Source organism: Microbacterium halimionae (assembly GCF_011761265.1).
Lineage (GTDB): Bacteria > Actinomycetota > Actinomycetes > Actinomycetales > Microbacteriaceae > Microbacterium > Microbacterium halimionae.
The window spans coordinates 981,708-996,695 of sequence record NZ_JAAOZB010000002.1 but is presented as its reverse complement, the minus strand read 5'-3'; the positions used below and the strand labels follow the sequence as shown (position 1 = coordinate 996,695).

Below are 14,988 nucleotides of genomic sequence, written 5' to 3'. Positions count from 1 at the left end.
GTCTGGTTTCGGGTATTGAATGCGTTGCCAGCCTACGCGGGCTGGAGTCCGATAGCGATATCGGTTGGCCGCACGGGTGCTGGCAGGAGGGTCTCTCCCATGAGGTACTGATCAACGCTCGCGGCCGCAGCGCGGCCCTCGGCGATGGCCCAGACAATCAGCGACTGGCCTCGGCCAGCGTCACCCGCGACGAACACTCCGGGAGCGGTCGACTGGTAGTCGTCAGCTCGTTCGAGAGCGCCACGCGACGTGAACTGCGTCTGCAACTGGCTTTCGAGTTCTGGACGATCAGGACCAGTGAAGCCCATCGCGATCAACACGAGGTCAGCGGGGATGTCGCGTTCGGTACCGCTTTTCGGAACGCGTCGTCCGTCGACGTACTCGGTCTCTGCGACCCGCAAACCGCGGACCTCTCCGACATCGTTCGTCAGAAATTCCACTGTCGACGCGAGGAACATTCGCTCGCCACCTTCTTCGTGCGCCGATGTGACTTCGAACAGGGTCGGAGTGGTCGGCCACGGGTGGGCTTCGGTTCGCGCTTCGGGAGGCTGCTTGCCAATCGCGAGGTTTGTGACGCTCAGAGCGCCCTGACGGTGTGCGGTTCCGATGCAGTCAGCGCCGGTGTCACCGCCACCGATGACAACGACGTGTTTTCCTTCGGCGCTGATCTGGTTGGTGACCTGGTCCCCCGCCACAGCCTTATTCGACTCAACAAGGTATTCCATGGCGAAGTGCACGCCGGCAAGGTCCCGACCAGGGATTGCTAGGTCGCGCGGAACGGTTGCACCCGTGGCGATGACGACGGCGTCGTAGCGCGCGCGAAGTTCATCCCACGCGATGTCTTTACCGATCTCAACACCCGCGCGGAAACGAGTTCCTTCGTCGCGCATCTGACGAAGGCGTGCTTCGACGTGGCGCTTCTCCATTTTGAAATCAGGAATGCCGTAGCGCAGAAGGCCGCCGATTCTGTCATCGCGCTCGTATACGGCAACTGTGTGGCCGGCTCGCGTGAGCTGCTGCGCCGCGGCAAGTCCAGCGGGACCAGAACCGACGACAGCGACAGTCTTTCCGGTAAGGCGCTCCGGCGGTTCTGGTTCGACCCAGCCGCTTGAGAATGCCTCATCAATGATCGAGACTTCGACCTGCTTGATAGTGACGGCCGGCTGATTGATGCCCAGCACGCACGAGCTTTCACAGGGTGCCGGGCACAAGCGTCCGGTGAACTCTGGAAAGTTGTTGGTCGCGTGAAGTCGCTCAATTGCCGCGCGGCCTTCGCCGCGCCACGTGAGGTCGTTCCACTCCGGAATAAGGTTTCCGAGCGGACATCCTTGGTGGCAGAAGGGCACGCCGCAGTCCATGCAGCGCCCTGCTTGGCGTTTCAAGACAGCGCTATCGCCGGGCTCGTACACCTCTTTCCAGTCCATGATTCGAACTGGCACTGGACGCCGAGCGGGAACCTCTCGCTCGGTTACCTTAAGAAAACCCTTTGGGTCAGCCACCCGTCACCTCCAAAATACGTCGCCACACCACATCGCCGTCGGGGTCGAGCCCCTCATCGGCGGCATCCTGGCGGGTTTGCAAGACAGCTGCGTAGTCACGGGGCATGACGCGCACGAACTTGCTTACTTCGACTTCAAAATTGTCGAGCATCGCCGCAGCGAGCGTCGAGCCGGTTTCTGTCACGTGTCTGGTCAGAAGGTCACGCAAAATCTCCGCGTCGCTAGATCCCAACTCGCCCAGCTGAAGTTCACCAGCTTCGAGTGACTGAGTGTTCACGAGCGTTTCGTCAAGCTTGTAGATGTACGCGGTGCCGCCCGACATTCCCGCCCCAAGGTTTCTGCCTGTGGTTCCGAGGACAACAGCCAGACCGCCGGTCATGTACTCCAGCGCATGATCGCCCACACCCTCGACAACAGCGGTCGCGCCAGAGTTGCGCACGAAGAATCGTTCGCCGACGACACCACTTAAGAACATCGTTCCTTGGGTTGCGCCGTAGCCGATGACATTGCCAGCGATGACGTTCTCGGATGCCTCGAACGTTGTGCCGCGTGGGGGGCGAACAACAATCTGGCCACCTGAAAGGCCCTTGCCGACATAGTCGTTCGAGTCACCCTCGAGACGCAGCGTGATCCCCGCGGGCATGAACGCCCCAAACGACTGTCCTGCGGAACCGCGAAGGTTCACAACAATTGAGTCGTTCAGCAATCCGTGTTCACCCTGAGCTTTGGTGACCTCGTGACCGAGCATCGTTCCGACGGCGCGTTCAGTATTGCGGATCGGCAAGTCGATTTCGATGTGACCGCCGTGAGCAATGACGTCCTGCGCACGCTCGATGAGTTGCACGTCGAAGTGCTCCTCGAGCTCATGCTCCTGGACACGCATACGGCGTCGCGCCTCATCTTCAGCGAACGTCGGTCCGTCGAGGATGGGAGCGAGGTCGAGCCCGTTGGCTTTCCAGTGGTTCACAGCTCCGTTGATGTCAATCAAATCGGTGCGACCGACAGCTTCATCGAGTGAACGGAAACCGAGCTCCGAAAGATACTCGCGCACTTCTTCGGCGATGAATTCCATGAAGTTTACGACGAACTCCGGCTTGCCTGAGAAGCGCTGACGCAGCACAGGGTTCTGCGTCGCAACACCGACCGGGCAGGTGTCGAGGTGGCATACACGCATCATGATGCACCCCTCGACGACAAGAGGAGCAGTTGCGAAGCCGAATTCTTCGGCGCCGAGAAGAGCACCAATCACTACGTCACGGCCAGTTTTCAGCTGGCCATCGACCTGCACAGAGACGCGGTCGCGCATGCCGTTGAGCATGAGCGTCTGTTGCGTCTCAGCAAGCCCCAACTCCCAGGGAGTTCCTGCGTGCTTGAGAGAGTTGAGTGGGCTCGCACCCGTACCACCGTCATGTCCGGACACCAGGATGACGTCGGCAAGAGCTTTCGCCGTACCGGCCGCGACAGCACCGATTCCGGACTGACTCACGAGCTTGACGTGAACGCGTGCGGCAGGGTTGGCGCGCTTCAAATCGAAAATGAGCTGCTTGAGGTCTTCGATCGAATAGATGTCGTGGTGCGGTGGAGGCGAGATGAGGCCGACACCAGCGGTCGCATGCCGGGTACGTGCCACCCATGGGTAGACCTTCGTCGGCGGAAGCTGTCCGCCTTCGCCTGGCTTTGCACCCTGAGCGAGCTTGATCTGGATGTCGTCCGCATTCGTCAGGTAGAGGCTCGTTACGCCGAATCGTCCGGATGCGACCTGTTTGATCGCGCTGCGTCGAGTGGGATCAAGCAGCCGATCAACATCTTCGCCACCCTCACCCGTATTGGACTTCGCGCCGATGGAGTTCATCGCAATAGCAAGTGTCTCGTGAGCTTCCTTCGAGATAGAGCCGTAGCTCATCGCGCCGGTAGAGAAGCGCTTGACGATGGATGCCACCGACTCAACCTCATCGAGAGGGACACGCGGGCGAGTTCCGGTGCGGAGCGTGAAGAGACCACGAAGCGTCTTCAGCTCTGCCGCCTGATCGTCCACCAACTTTGTGTACTCGCGGAAGATGTCATATCGACGGTTTCGCGTGGAGTGCTGCAGCCGGAAAACAGTATCGGGGTTGAACAAGTGGGGGGTGCCATCGCGGCGCCACTGATATTCGCCGCCGGTCCAGAGCCTCTCGTGAGCTCGCACGGCACCATCTTCTGGGTACGCAAACGCATGGCGCGCGGCGTTTTCCTTAGCGATGACGTCAAGGCCTACGCCGCTGAGCTTCGTCTCAGTTCCAGAGAAGAACTCGTCGACGAAGTCTTGAGAGAGCCCGACCGCTTCGAATACCTGTGCGCCGGCGTACGACGACACGGTCGAAATGCCCATCTTCGACATGATCTTCAACACGCCCTTGCCGAGCGCGTAGATGAGGTTCTTGACGGCCTTTTCGGGCGTAATACCGGTGATGAAGCCCGCGCGCACCAGATACTCGGCAGTTTCCATTGCGAGATACGGGTTAACCGCGGACGCCCCATAGCCGATGAGTGTCGCGACGTGGTGCACTTCCCGCACGTCACCAGCTTCAACGACAAGCCCGACCTTCATGCGCGTTTCGCGTCGAATCAGGTGATGGTGGATTGCCGCAAGCATGAGGAGCGACGGAATGGGTGCGAGATCCTTATTGGAGTCGCGATCACTCAGAACGATGAACTCGGCACCGTCTTCGATAGCGCGGTCGACCTCAGAGCACATCTGGGTGAGGCGTTTCTGCATTCCCTTGGCACCGGCCTCGACGCGGTACAAACCGCGAATCGTGACCGAAGTGCGTCCAGGCAGGGCGGTGTCGATGTGCTGGATCTTGGCCAGTTCATCGTTGTCGATAACCGGGAAGTCGAGTGTGACAGTGCGCGCGTGGTCCGCTCCCCAAGTGAGGAGGTTCGGCTCAGGGCCGAGTCCGAGAGACAGAGACGTCACTACTTCTTCTCGAATTGAGTCGAGCGGTGGGTTGGTCACCTGCGCGAACTGCTGAGTGAAGTAATCAAAGAGCAGACGGGGGCGGTCGCTCAGAACAGCGACGGGCGTGTCGCTTCCCATGGCACCGAGCGGCTCGGCGCCCTTTTGACCCATGGGCGTGAGCAGAATGCGAACCTCTTCTTCGGTATAGCCGAAGGTGCGCTGGCGACGCGTAATCGATGCGATCGGGTGCACAATGTGCTCGCGTTCAGGCAGCTCTGAAAGCCGCACCCGTCCCGCGTCAAGCCACTGCTTCCAAGGCTTCATTGTCGCGAGGTCGGTCTTGATCTCTTCGTCTTCAACGATCCGTCCCGCTGCCGTGTCAACGAGGAACATTCGGCCAGGCTGCAAGCGGCCGCGGCGCTTGATGCGTTCGGGAGCAAAATCGAGCACACCGGTTTCACTACCGATGACGATGAGTCCGTCGGTGGTTTCTGTCCAGCGGCCCGGACGTAGTCCATTGCGGTCGAGCGTCGCACCGACGAGGGTTCCGTCGGTGAAGATGAGCGCGGCAGGTCCGTCCCACGGCTCCATCTGCATGGAGTGGTAGTCGTAGAAGGCGCGCAGGTCCGGATCGATGTCGGTCTGCTTCTCGTATGCCTCGGGCACCATCATCATGATTGCGTGTGGGAGGCTGCGACCGGTGAGGGTCAGTAACTCAAGAACCTCGTCGAATGAGGCTGAGTCGCTTACGCCGGTTGAGCAGATCGGCAGGAGGGGCTTGATATCACCAAGCAGTTCCGATTCGAGCTGTGACTGGCGAGCCCGCATCCAGTTGCGGTTGCCCTTGACGGTGTTTATCTCACCGTTGTGGGCGAGCATGCGAAGGGGCTGGGCGAGCGGCCAGGACGGGAAAGTGTTCGTGGAGTAACGCGAGTGGACGACTGCGAGCTCAGAGGCGAACCGCTCGTCTTGGAGATCCGGGTAGAACGGCTCCAGCTGCAGAGTCGTGACCATGCCCTTGTAGCCGAGCGTTCGCGCAGACAACGAAACGAAGTATGCGCCCAGGTCGTGTCGAGAGCGCTTCCGAAGTCGGTACACGCGTCGGTCGAGCTCGATCCCAGACAGCGCGGCAGCGTCACCGACCGCCGGGCGGCTCACGAAGAGCTGTTCGAAGGCAGGTCGCGCGTTGTACGCGAGCTTGCCGAGGTGTTCAGCGTCGGTCGGAACTTCACGCCATCCCAAGACCTCGAGGTTCTCGCTTTGTGCGATCTGCTCGATCCCAGCCTTCTGAGCTTCTCGCTGCTCGGAGTCCATGGGCAGGAAGATCATTCCTGCCGCATATTCGCCCATGGGAGGCAACTCGAAGTCGACGACCGCACGCAAGAATGCGTCAGGCATCTGTGTCAGGATGCCGGCGCCATCGCCGGTGCCCGCATCCGATCCGATGGCACCGCGGTGTTCGAGGTTACGAAGCGCCGTGAGCGCCAAATCGATGATGTCGTGACCTGGCTCACCGCGCAGAGTCGCGACCATCGCCAAACCACAGGCATCCTTTTCGAATGCCGGGTTGTACATACCCTGCTTGTGCGGGAATGCGCCGCCGACCGAAGCTTCGGTCGGGCTGTGACGGGGGCTCGAAGCCATACCTACCGTCCTCACGTTGATGCTGGAGTGGGACTACGTTGGCCCGGAGACTTAGTTTGCGGCGGCGGAGCTTGTGGCGTTGCCTTGATCGACAGTGGAAGCGGGCGGCTCGCTCACGTCCACGTAGTCATCAGCTTCTTGTGATTGTACCGTGCTAGCGCCGCTCCACTCGCGACCCGGCATGTAGGGCGATGGTTCGAAACCGGTGTGACGGTAATGCTGCACGATCATAATGACAAGACCGACGATGACGCCGAAGATTGCGGCCCACACGTTTGTCCGCAGGCCAAAGATGATCTCGCTAGGGTCAATGCGAATCGACTCCCAGAAGATACGCCCTGCGCTGTACCAAATCAGGTACAGACCGAACAAGCGGCCCCACTGCAACATAAAACGTCGACCGGCCCAGAGGATGACCGCGGCACCGAGGAGGTTCCAGATCACCTCATACAAAAACGTGGGGTGAAAGAGAGTGTCTGTGGGCAATCCAGCCAGAAACGCGGAATTGTCAGGATTGATCTCGAGTCCCCACGGCAGATTTGTGGGAAGCCCGAAGAGTTCCTGATTGAACCAGTTGCCGAATCGACCTAGCGCCTGGGCAATGATCATGCCTGGAGCGAGAGCGTCGGCAAAAGCAGAAAAGCGGATTCCCGTCCATTTGCAACCGAGCCATGCACCGACTGCCCCGCCAAGGAGGGCACCGAAGATTGCGATACCGCCTTCCCAAATGTAAAAGACTGCGAGAATGTCTTTTCCCTCACCGAAGTAGAACCCCGGGTGGGTGAGCACATGGAAAATACGTGCGCCGATTATCGCCAGCGGCACCGCGAGAAGTGCGACGTCGATAACCGCCCAGGGCTCTACCCCTCGCTTGGTCAAACGCCGGTTCGTGAGGAGGACAGCGACGATAATTCCGGCGATGATGCACAGCGCGTAGAAATGGATACGCACCGGACCGATGTCGAAGTAACTGATCGAAGGGCTCGGGATGCTGGCGAGAACGCCGGAGAGCGCACTCGTGGAGGCGAACGTCATGCTCAAGAGTCTACGACTGACGCCGAGTTCCGCTCGACAGCTCTTTTGCTGTCGCCGCGAGCTCAGACAAACCGCCATCCCGCAGGGCTCGAACGAGCGCTGTACCCACGATTGCACCATCGGCGTATTCGGAAACACCTGCAACGTGAGCAGAAGTTGAGATGCCAATTCCCACGCAGGCATGCTCTGCGCCAGCGTCTCGCAAGCGCCCCACAAGCGTGCGCGCCGCAGCGTCTAGGTCAGCGCGCTCCCCAGTGATCCCCATCGTGGACACCGTGTAGACAAACCCGCGAGAGTTTTCGACCACGACTCGAAGTCGGTCATCCGATGATGTCGGCGATGCAAGAAAAATGCGGTCAAGACCCGTGCGATCACTCGCTGCAATCCACTCCGGAGCCGACTCGGGTGTGACGTCGGGAGTGATCAGCCCTGCTCCCCCGGCTGCCGCGAGATCATCGGCATATCGATCGACGCCGTATTGGAAAACCGGGTTCCAATATGTCATCACAACGACAGGCACGTCTGTTCGGCTCGTGATTTCAGCGATCGCGGGAAAAATATCGCGCAGTCGGAACCCGCCGGCTAGTGCTGCCTGCGTGGCTTCTTGAATGACGACGCCGTCCATCACAGGATCCGAATAGGGGGGCCCAAGTTCGATGACATCTGCACCGCTTTCAGCGAGCGTCACAGCAGCTTCGATGCTTGTTTCCAAGTCAGGAAAACCAAGGGGAAGATACCCGATGAAGGCTGCGCGCCCCTCGGCATGAGCCGCATCGATCGCGGCGGCAACACGTGAAGTCAAGATGTGGCCTGTTCGTCGTACAGCTCGAAGTACCGAGCGGCGGTGTCCATGTCTTTATCGCCACGCCCGGAGAGGCAGATGGCGATAACGCCGTCAGGGCCCATCTCCCGTCCGATGCGCATTGCGCCGGCGAGAGCGTGAGCTGTCTCGATTGCGGGGATGATTCCCTCAGTCTTCGACAGCAATCTCAGCGCCTGCATTGCTTCGTCGTCGGTGGCAGGAATGTACTCGGCTCGACCTAACTCCGAAAGCCACGCGTGAGCCGGACCGACGCCCGGATAGTCAAGCCCCGCAGAAATGGAGTGCGACTCCACAGTCTGGCCGTCTTCGTCTTGCAGAACAAAGGTCTTCGCCCCGTGAAGAACCCCGGGTCGACCACGCTCAATTGAGGCCGCATGCTTCGGCGTGTCTACTCCGTCACCGGCAGCTTCAACGCCGTAGAGACGCACATCTGCGTCATCAAGGAACGCATCGAACATGCCGATTGCGTTCGAGCCGCCTCCGACGCAAGCAAAGACGGCGTCGGGAAGCCGACCGGCTTCCGCAATGAGCTGCGCGCGGGCTTCTTCGCCGATAACTTTCTGGAAATCACGCACCATCGAGGGGAACGGGTGGGGGCCCGCAGCGGTGCCGAAAATGTAGTTCGTCGTTTCGACGGAAGCCACCCAGTCGCGATATGCCTCGTTGATGGCGTCTTTGAGCGTGCGTGAACCGGTGGTCACTGGAATCACTTCCGCGCCCAAAAGCCGCATGCGGGCGACATTCAGCGCCTGACGTTCGGTGTCAACCTCGCCCATGTAAATCGTGCACTCGAACCCGAAGAGCGCAGCGGCGGTCGCTGTGGCTACACCGTGCTGTCCGGCGCCGGTCTCGGCGATGACACGAGTCTTACCGAGGCGTTTGGTGAGAAGTGCCTGCCCCAAGACGTTGTTGATTTTGTGAGAGCCAGTGTGGTTGAGATCTTCACGCTTGAGAAAGACCCGCGCTCCGCCGGCGTACTCCGCGAAACGTGGAACCTCGGTGATTGGCGAGGGCCTTCCGGCATACGAATGCAACAGCGATGCGAGCTCGGCCGTGAACTTCGGGTCAACCATCGCTGACTCGTACACAGCTGTCAGCTCATCGATCGCAGCGATGAGCGATTCGGGCATGAATCTGCCGCCGAAGTCGCCGAAGAATGGTCCGTGGATGTCGCGAAGGCTCATGCGTTCTCTCCTCGAAATGCACGCAGCGTGGCAACGGGGTCACCCGTCACGAGAGCTTCGCCGACAAGCACGACGTCGGCTCCCGCTGCGCGGTAGTGGGAAACATCTGATGGCGCCACGACCGCAGACTCAGCGATTTTGACGACACCGCTGGGAATCCTGCCGACGAGACGACCGAAGAGATCTCGATCAAGCTGGAAGGTCGACAAATCCCTTGCATTGACTCCGATAACTTCAGCGCCAATGTCCACGGCCCGCGAAACTTCGTCGGCAGAGTGGGTTTCAACGAGTGCAGTCATGCCGAGTTCTCGCACGAGGTCGTGGAGATCTGAAAGGAGCTTCTGGTCGAGCGCGGCGACGATCAACAGGACGAGATCTGCACCAGCTGCGCGAGCTTCGAAGACCTGGTAGCTCGTTGCGATGAAGTCTTTGCGGAGCACCGGAAGTGACACCGCAGCTTTTACCGCTTCAAGGTCGGCGAGGCTGCCCTTGAACTTACGGCCTTCGGTGAGCACGGAGATAGCGCTTGCGCCGCCCTGCTCATAGCGACGTGCTTGCAGGGCCGGATCGGTAATCGAAGCAAGATCTCCGCGCGACGGGCTCGCACGCTTGATCTCGGCGATGATCTTGACCTGGTCGGCCGGAGCGAGCGCGCTCAGAGCATCGCGCGCGGGCGCGGCCTCAAAGGCTTCCTTCTCGACGACCTCAAATGCTCGGACTCGTTCGCGGCTTTGGGCATCTTCGACAGCGCCGGCAGTGAGCTCGGCGAGCATGCTCAATGCTCTTTCGGCGCGTACTTCGGGCCGTTGACGCCGTAGCCGACCTTCGCCAAAATCCAACCGACGAGTGCGCCAATTGCGATGAACACGACCGACGTCCACACGAGCCAAGGCATGTCCAGGAAGAATGCGAGGGTGCCGATGGCGGTGGCAACGAGCATGATGATCACGGCTGTCCATGCCGCCGGCGAATGACCGTGGCCGGGGTCGCCGATGGGGTTGCTCATGAGTCTCCTTCGGGTGCGGGCGCGCCGATCAGCGCGCACAGTTAAGTCTAGCGGGCGTCACCTGGGGCAGTCGGATCATCGCCACGTGAGAGCCCGTCCCACGAATCGATTGAATCAAGTGGCTTTCCATCGTCCACCTCGCGGCGCGCGGCTGTGTCGTACCGTCTCCCGCCGCGATTCCAACGCCGAGCGGTGAAGAGCATGAAGATACTGCCGAAGATCAAGATGATCCAGGCCAGTAGCGATATGAATGGCCACGGTGTGACCACGATGTCAGAAACGAGATCTGTGATCGCGTCGATTCCGCTAATGCCTGTCGCCTCGGTCACGGTCGACGAAACTGCTGTCACAGGCGGCGCGAACGCGACCTGGGCGGTGGCGTACGACAGCCCGCCCGCGATCACCAGTGTCAGGACGCCAAAAATATAGCGCAGCACGAGACCAATGATCGAAAGGGCGGCTCCCGCAGCGAGCACAGCGAGGCTCAATGGGGCGAGCACAGGTATCGTTGCTGCACCGGAGACAGGAAGGCTCGACGAAGATCCGTCAGCAACCGTGACGCTGAGCCACGTTTGCGTTGACGAGATAATCCCTAGTGCGCCAGCAGACAATACGGCAAGGACGCTGATGAGTCGTGCGCGCGCGGTCATGAACTTGAGGCCGTTACCGGGTGGAGATCATCGGCGTCGAAACAGGTGCGAGTACCTGTGTGGCAGGCCGGGCCAACCTGCTCGACACTCAAGAGAATGGCGTCGCCATCGCAGTCGAGTCTCGCACCGCGTACAAGTTGAATATTTCCCGAGGTGTCGCCCTTCCGCCAGTACTCCTGGCGAGAGCGCGACCAATAGGTAGCCCGGCCAGATAGCAGCGTGCGGCGGAGAGCTTCAGCATCCATCCAGCCCATCATGAGGACCTCTTTTGTGTCCCACTGCTGCACGATGGCACCGACGAGGCCAACATCGTTGAAAGTGACACGCTTGATGCGTTCTGCGACATCTTCGGTCGGTTCTTCGCTCATCAGCGCACCTCAATTCCGTCGGATGTCATCGCGCGTTTCACGTCGCCAATTGTCAAGTAACCAGAGTGGAACACGGATGCCGCGAGTACCGCGTCGGCACCAGCGTGAACTGCCGGCGCGAAGTGTGCGGCCTCCCCCGCGCCACCGGACGCGATAACGGGCACACTCGATACTTCGCGCATGAGGGCGACGAGCTCAACGTCGAAGCCGTCGCGCGTGCCATCTGCGTCGATCGAGTTCACAAGAAGCTCGCCAGCACCACGCGCTATTGCTTCGCGGGCCCAGTCGAGCGCATCGAGCGTGGTTGCTGTTCGTCCGCCGTGTGTGGTTACGACAAAGCCCGATGAGGTCGTGTCCGCGCGCTTGATATCAAGAGACAGGACGAGGACCTGTGCGCCGAATCGATCAGCGATCTCGTCGATGAGTTCAGGCCGCGCGATGGCAGCAGAGTTGACACCAATTTTGTCGGCTCCGACGGCGAGCAGCCGCGCGACGTCGTCTGTTGTTCGCACCCCGCCACCGACTGTCAACGGGATAAAGACTTCTTCGGCGGTTCGACGCACGACGTCGTACGTTGTCGCGCGCTGATCGACGGTCGCTGTGACATCCAGAAACGTGAGTTCGTCAGCGCCCTGTTCGAAGTACAGGCGGGCTAGTTCGACCGGGTCACCCATGTCGCGCAGATTCTCGAAGTTCACGCCCTTAACAACACGCCCAGCAGCGACGTCGAGACACGGGATCACGCGCGAAACGAGGGTCATTACAGTCTCGCTGCGGTGATCTCAGTGACGAGGATCGCCCGAGCACCCAATCCATAGAGCGAATCCATCACCTGATTGACGCCGCGACGGGGGCTCATGACTCGCACGGCAACCCAGTCGGGGTCACGAAGTGGCGATACCGTGGGCGATTCGATTCCGGGAGCAAGAGCGACAGCCGCATCAACGAGCTTGGCAGGAAGGTCGTAGTCGACCATGACGTAACGGCGGGCCACGAGCACACCGCGCAAACGTCGAAGGAGGGTAGCCAGCCCCTCGGGCTCGTCGGCGCCGCTGATCAGTACTGCTTCAGATTCGAGAAGCTTCGGCCCGAAGATTTCGAGCCCAGCCTGGCGGAGTGTTGTTCCCGTGGAGACAACATCGGCGACAGCGTCAGCCACACCGAGCTGAACTGCTGATTCGACGGCGCCGTCGAGCGGCACCAGATCAACGGCAATGCCCTGCTCGTCGAGGTAGCTGTCAACCAAACCCGGATACGCTGTCGCGACTCGCACACCGTCGAGCTCAGCGAGTGTTGAGAACCGACCGGGCCGGGCGGCAAAGCGGAATGTCGACGCCCCAAAACCGAGCGCTTCGATCTCGTGTGCCCCTGGCATCCGCGCGTCAAGAAGCAAATCACGCCCGGTGATGCCGACGTCGAGTGCACCGGAGCCAACGTAGGTGGCGATGTCCCGTGGGCGAAGGTAGAAGAATTCGACCTCGTTTTCGGGGTCGGCCACGTAAAGGTCTTTGGGGTCACGTCGACCGACATAGCCGGCTTCGTGGAGCATTTCGGATGCTGTCTCGGACAGCGATCCTTTGTTTGGCACGGCGATTCGCAGCATGACTGAGTGACTTTCGGGAGCGATTTGAGTGAAAGGTCGGAGACGTGAATCAGAGATGTCGGTACACGTCTTCGAGGCTGAGCCCCTTGGCGACCATCATGACCTGCAGGTGGTACAGCAGCTGCGAAATCTCTTCGGCCGCCTCGTCGTTGGACTCGTACTCGGCTGCCATCCACACTTCTGCGGCTTCTTCGACGATCTTCTTGCCGATCGCGTGGACTCCAGCATCGAGCTGGGCAATTGTTCCCGAGCCTTGTGGCCGAGCTGCAGCCTTGGCGGTGAGCTCTTCAAATAGGCCGTCGAACGTCTTCACCCTCTCAGGGTATCGAACGAACCGAGCTCGCGGCGCCGCTTCAGTGAGCGTGTGCTGCGAGTGAGCGAAGACCAGCGATCGCCGCATCAGGGTCGGCGGCGCCGAACACTGCGGAACCCGCGACGAATGTATCGGCACCGGCAGCTGCTGCTTGGGCGATCGTCGACTCGCTGATGCCACCATCGACCTGCAACCAGACGGCAGATCCGCGTTGTTTCGCCTCCGCGGCGAGCTGCTGCAGCTTCGGCATCGTTTCGGGCATAAATGACTGGCCGCCAAACCCCGGTTCCACGGTCATCACAAGAATCTGATCGAATTCGTCGATGGTTTCCAAGAGCGAGGATGCGTCGGTGCCGGGTTTTAACGCAACTCCCGCGCGTGCGCCCATCGCGCGAAGGCGGCGGGCAAGAGCGACAGGATTGCTCGAAGCTTCAAGATGAAAAGTCACGGATGCAGCACCAGCTTCGGCGTAGCCGGGCGCCCATTTTTCGGGATTATCGATCATCAAATGCACGTCGAGAGGCACTGGACTCGTCTCGGCGATACGTTCCACCATTTGGAGTCCGAACGTGAGGTTCGGCACGAAGTGGTTATCCATGACGTCGACGTGCACGAAGTCGGCGGAGCTGATTCGGCCTAATTCTCGTTCCATGTTCACGAAATCGGCGGCGAGGATGCTGGGGTTCACTCGAAATTCAGGCACGCAACCATTATCCCGCCGCGTAGGGTCAGTTTGTGGATCCCATCGTTTCGTTGTTGTCTTCGTTGCTTGAAAATGTTCGTCCGCTTGACGCGGGAGAGCCGGCCCAGTACATCCCTGAGCTCGCCAAAGCCGATCCGGATCGATTCGCATTGGCAGTCGTTGGCCCGCGCGGAGTTGTGAGATCGGTCGGCGATGACGAGGTTGAATTTACGATCCAGTCAGTATCAAAGCCGTTTGTCCTGGCGCTCGCGTTCGCAATGCATGGACGAGACGACGTGCTCGCGCGCGTCGGGGTGGAGCCGAGCGGTGAACCTTTCAACGCCATCAGCTTGGAGCCGCAGACAGGTAGGCCTGCAAACCCGCTCGTCAACGCGGGAGCGATAGCCACCACCGGTTTGATTCCGGGCGCTGACAGACATGAACGCACCCGGACGATCGTTGCGGGACTCTCCCGGTTTGCTGGGCGCCAGCTCACCGTCGATGAGTCGGTATACGAGTCCGAATCCGAAACTGGCGACCGGAACCGTGCGCTTGCCTACCTCATGCGTTCCTACGGAGTACTGCACGAGCGAGTCGATGAAGTAGTCGAGGCGTACTTTCGCCAGTGCTCCGTTCTTGTGACGGCACGAGACATCGCAGTGATGTCGGGAACACTGGCGTTCTCGGGCAGAAATCCTGTCAACAATGAACAGGTGATCCCTGAATCGGTGGCACGCGACGTCGTGTCGATCATGACGAGTTGTGGCATGTATGACTTCTCTGGAGAGTGGCTCATGCGCGTGGGGCTGCCGAGCAAGAGTGGCGTCGCCGGTGGGCTCGTATCGGTTGCGCCGTCACAGTTCGGAGTCGGCGCGTTCAGCCCGCGCCTCGATAGCCACGGCAACAGCGTGAGAGGCAGCATCCTGGTGGAGCGTCTCTCCCGCGAGTTCGGCATGCATGTCTTTGACCGTCACGAAAGCATTACCCGCCCCGGAATCACCGTTGATCGCACGCCGGAAGGAATGATCGTGCGGCTCGGCGGAGAACTCGCATTCTCAGGAGCTGAGCGGGTACTCGTTACCCTTCGCGAGCTGATTCACGGCGCTGATGCGAACTTCCCGGTGTCACTCGATGTGAGCGAACTTGCGCACCTGCATCCCGCGGCACTCACTGCGCTAGAGGCACAGTTGCGTGATCTCGGCACGCAGGTGCGCATCATTAAGTAAACCGAGCTCACGCCGGC

14 protein-coding genes are annotated in these 14,988 nt (G+C 60.4%); 1 reads left to right on the top strand and 13 read right to left on the bottom strand.

Features of this window, described 5'->3' with window-relative positions; genetic code table 11:
• Positions 1-32: 32 nt before the first annotated feature.
• Genes FHS06_RS12540 through rpe form a run of 13 tightly spaced genes read right to left on the bottom strand, consistent with a single transcriptional unit; the run spans position 33 to position 13,766 of the window.
• The gene (locus tag FHS06_RS12540) at positions 33-1,499 is read right to left on the bottom strand and encodes a glutamate synthase subunit beta (protein ID WP_167049766.1); all 1,467 of its coding nucleotides are present in this window, start codon (positions 1,497-1,499) and stop codon (positions 33-35) included.
• The gene (gene gltB, locus FHS06_RS12535; protein ID WP_167049764.1) at positions 1,492-6,081 is read right to left on the bottom strand and encodes a glutamate synthase large subunit; all 4,590 of its coding nucleotides are present in this window, start codon (positions 6,079-6,081) and stop codon (positions 1,492-1,494) included. Before gltB ends, FHS06_RS12540 begins: the two co-directional genes overlap by 8 nt.
• A gap of 51 nt (positions 6,082-6,132) precedes the next feature.
• Positions 6,133-7,116: a prolipoprotein diacylglyceryl transferase gene (gene lgt / locus FHS06_RS12530; protein WP_167049762.1), complete on the bottom strand. Its 984-nt coding sequence runs from the start codon at positions 7,114-7,116 to the stop codon at positions 6,133-6,135.
• A 10-nt stretch (positions 7,117-7,126) separates the two neighbouring features.
• Positions 7,127-7,918 (bottom strand): tryptophan synthase subunit alpha, encoded by a 792-nt coding sequence (trpA, locus tag FHS06_RS12525; RefSeq protein ID WP_167049760.1) that lies wholly within the window; start codon positions 7,916-7,918, stop codon positions 7,127-7,129.
• Complete coding sequence (gene trpB, locus FHS06_RS12520) at positions 7,915-9,123, bottom strand: tryptophan synthase subunit beta (RefSeq protein WP_167049758.1); 1,209 nt, start codon at positions 9,121-9,123, stop codon at positions 7,915-7,917. The genes trpA and trpB overlap by 4 nt, the downstream gene beginning before the upstream one ends.
• Positions 9,120-9,896, bottom strand: a complete 777-nt coding sequence (gene trpC / locus FHS06_RS12515; protein WP_167049756.1) for an indole-3-glycerol phosphate synthase TrpC — start codon at positions 9,894-9,896, stop codon at positions 9,120-9,122. The genes trpB and trpC overlap by 4 nt, the downstream gene beginning before the upstream one ends.
• Before the next feature lie 2 nt (positions 9,897-9,898).
• Positions 9,899-10,129, bottom strand: a complete 231-nt coding sequence (locus FHS06_RS12510) for a DUF6704 family protein (RefSeq protein ID WP_167049754.1) — start codon at positions 10,127-10,129, stop codon at positions 9,899-9,901.
• A gap of 47 nt (positions 10,130-10,176) precedes the next feature.
• Positions 10,177-10,779 carry a Trp biosynthesis-associated membrane protein gene (locus FHS06_RS12505; RefSeq protein ID WP_167049752.1) on the bottom strand — a complete coding sequence of 201 codons (603 nt, stop codon included), beginning with the start codon at positions 10,777-10,779 and terminating at the stop codon, positions 10,177-10,179.
• A complete protein-coding gene (gene hisI / locus FHS06_RS12500) occupies positions 10,776-11,147 on the bottom strand; it encodes a phosphoribosyl-AMP cyclohydrolase (RefSeq protein WP_167049750.1) in 372 nt (123 codons plus the stop codon). The genes FHS06_RS12505 and hisI overlap by 4 nt, the downstream gene beginning before the upstream one ends.
• Positions 11,147-11,908, bottom strand: coding sequence for an imidazole glycerol phosphate synthase subunit HisF (hisF, locus tag FHS06_RS12495; RefSeq protein ID WP_167049748.1), 762 nt, complete (start codon positions 11,906-11,908; stop codon positions 11,147-11,149). Before hisF ends, hisI begins: the two co-directional genes overlap by 1 nt.
• Positions 11,908-12,750, bottom strand: a complete 843-nt coding sequence (gene hisG / locus FHS06_RS12490) for an ATP phosphoribosyltransferase (protein WP_167049746.1) — start codon at positions 12,748-12,750, stop codon at positions 11,908-11,910. The genes hisF and hisG overlap by 1 nt, the downstream gene beginning before the upstream one ends.
• Positions 12,751-12,799: 49 nt before the next feature.
• Positions 12,800-13,063, bottom strand: coding sequence for a phosphoribosyl-ATP diphosphatase (locus tag FHS06_RS12485; protein ID WP_167049744.1), 264 nt, complete (start codon positions 13,061-13,063; stop codon positions 12,800-12,802).
• A 40-nt stretch (positions 13,064-13,103) separates the two neighbouring features.
• Positions 13,104-13,766, bottom strand: a complete 663-nt coding sequence (rpe, locus tag FHS06_RS12480; RefSeq protein WP_310734818.1) for a ribulose-phosphate 3-epimerase — start codon at positions 13,764-13,766, stop codon at positions 13,104-13,106.
• A gap of 32 nt (positions 13,767-13,798) precedes the next feature.
• Between rpe and glsA the strand changes: the two genes are divergently transcribed.
• Entirely contained in the window at positions 13,799-14,971 is a 1,173-nt protein-coding gene (glsA, locus tag FHS06_RS12475; RefSeq protein ID WP_167049740.1) for a glutaminase A, read from the top strand.
• Positions 14,972-14,988 lie beyond the last annotated feature (17 nt).

Excerpts from the sequence above, each read along its gene's own strand:
- gltB (WP_167049764.1), bottom strand. The coding sequence starts at position 6,081 with ATGGCTTCGAGCCCCCGTCACAGCCCGACCGAAGCTTCGGTCGGCGGC.
- hisG (WP_167049746.1), bottom strand. The coding sequence starts at position 12,750 with ATGCTGCGAATCGCCGTGCCAAACAAAGGATCGCTGTCCGAGACAGCA.
- lgt (WP_167049762.1), bottom strand. The coding sequence starts at position 7,116 with ATGACGTTCGCCTCCACGAGTGCGCTCTCCGGCGTTCTCGCCAGCATC.
- FHS06_RS12510 (WP_167049754.1), bottom strand. The coding sequence starts at position 10,129 with ATGAGCAACCCCATCGGCGACCCCGGCCACGGTCATTCGCCGGCGGCA.
- hisI (WP_167049750.1), bottom strand. The coding sequence starts at position 11,147 with ATGAGCGAAGAACCGACCGAAGATGTCGCAGAACGCATCAAGCGTGTC.
- hisF (WP_167049748.1), bottom strand. The coding sequence starts at position 11,908 with ATGACCCTCGTTTCGCGCGTGATCCCGTGTCTCGACGTCGCTGCTGGG.
- FHS06_RS12505 (WP_167049752.1), bottom strand. The coding sequence starts at position 10,779 with ATGACCGCGCGCGCACGACTCATCAGCGTCCTTGCCGTATTGTCTGCT.
- trpB (WP_167049758.1), bottom strand. The coding sequence starts at position 9,123 with ATGAGCCTTCGCGACATCCACGGACCATTCTTCGGCGACTTCGGCGGC.
- trpC (WP_167049756.1), bottom strand. The coding sequence starts at position 9,896 with ATGCTCGCCGAGCTCACTGCCGGCGCTGTCGAAGATGCCCAAAGCCGC.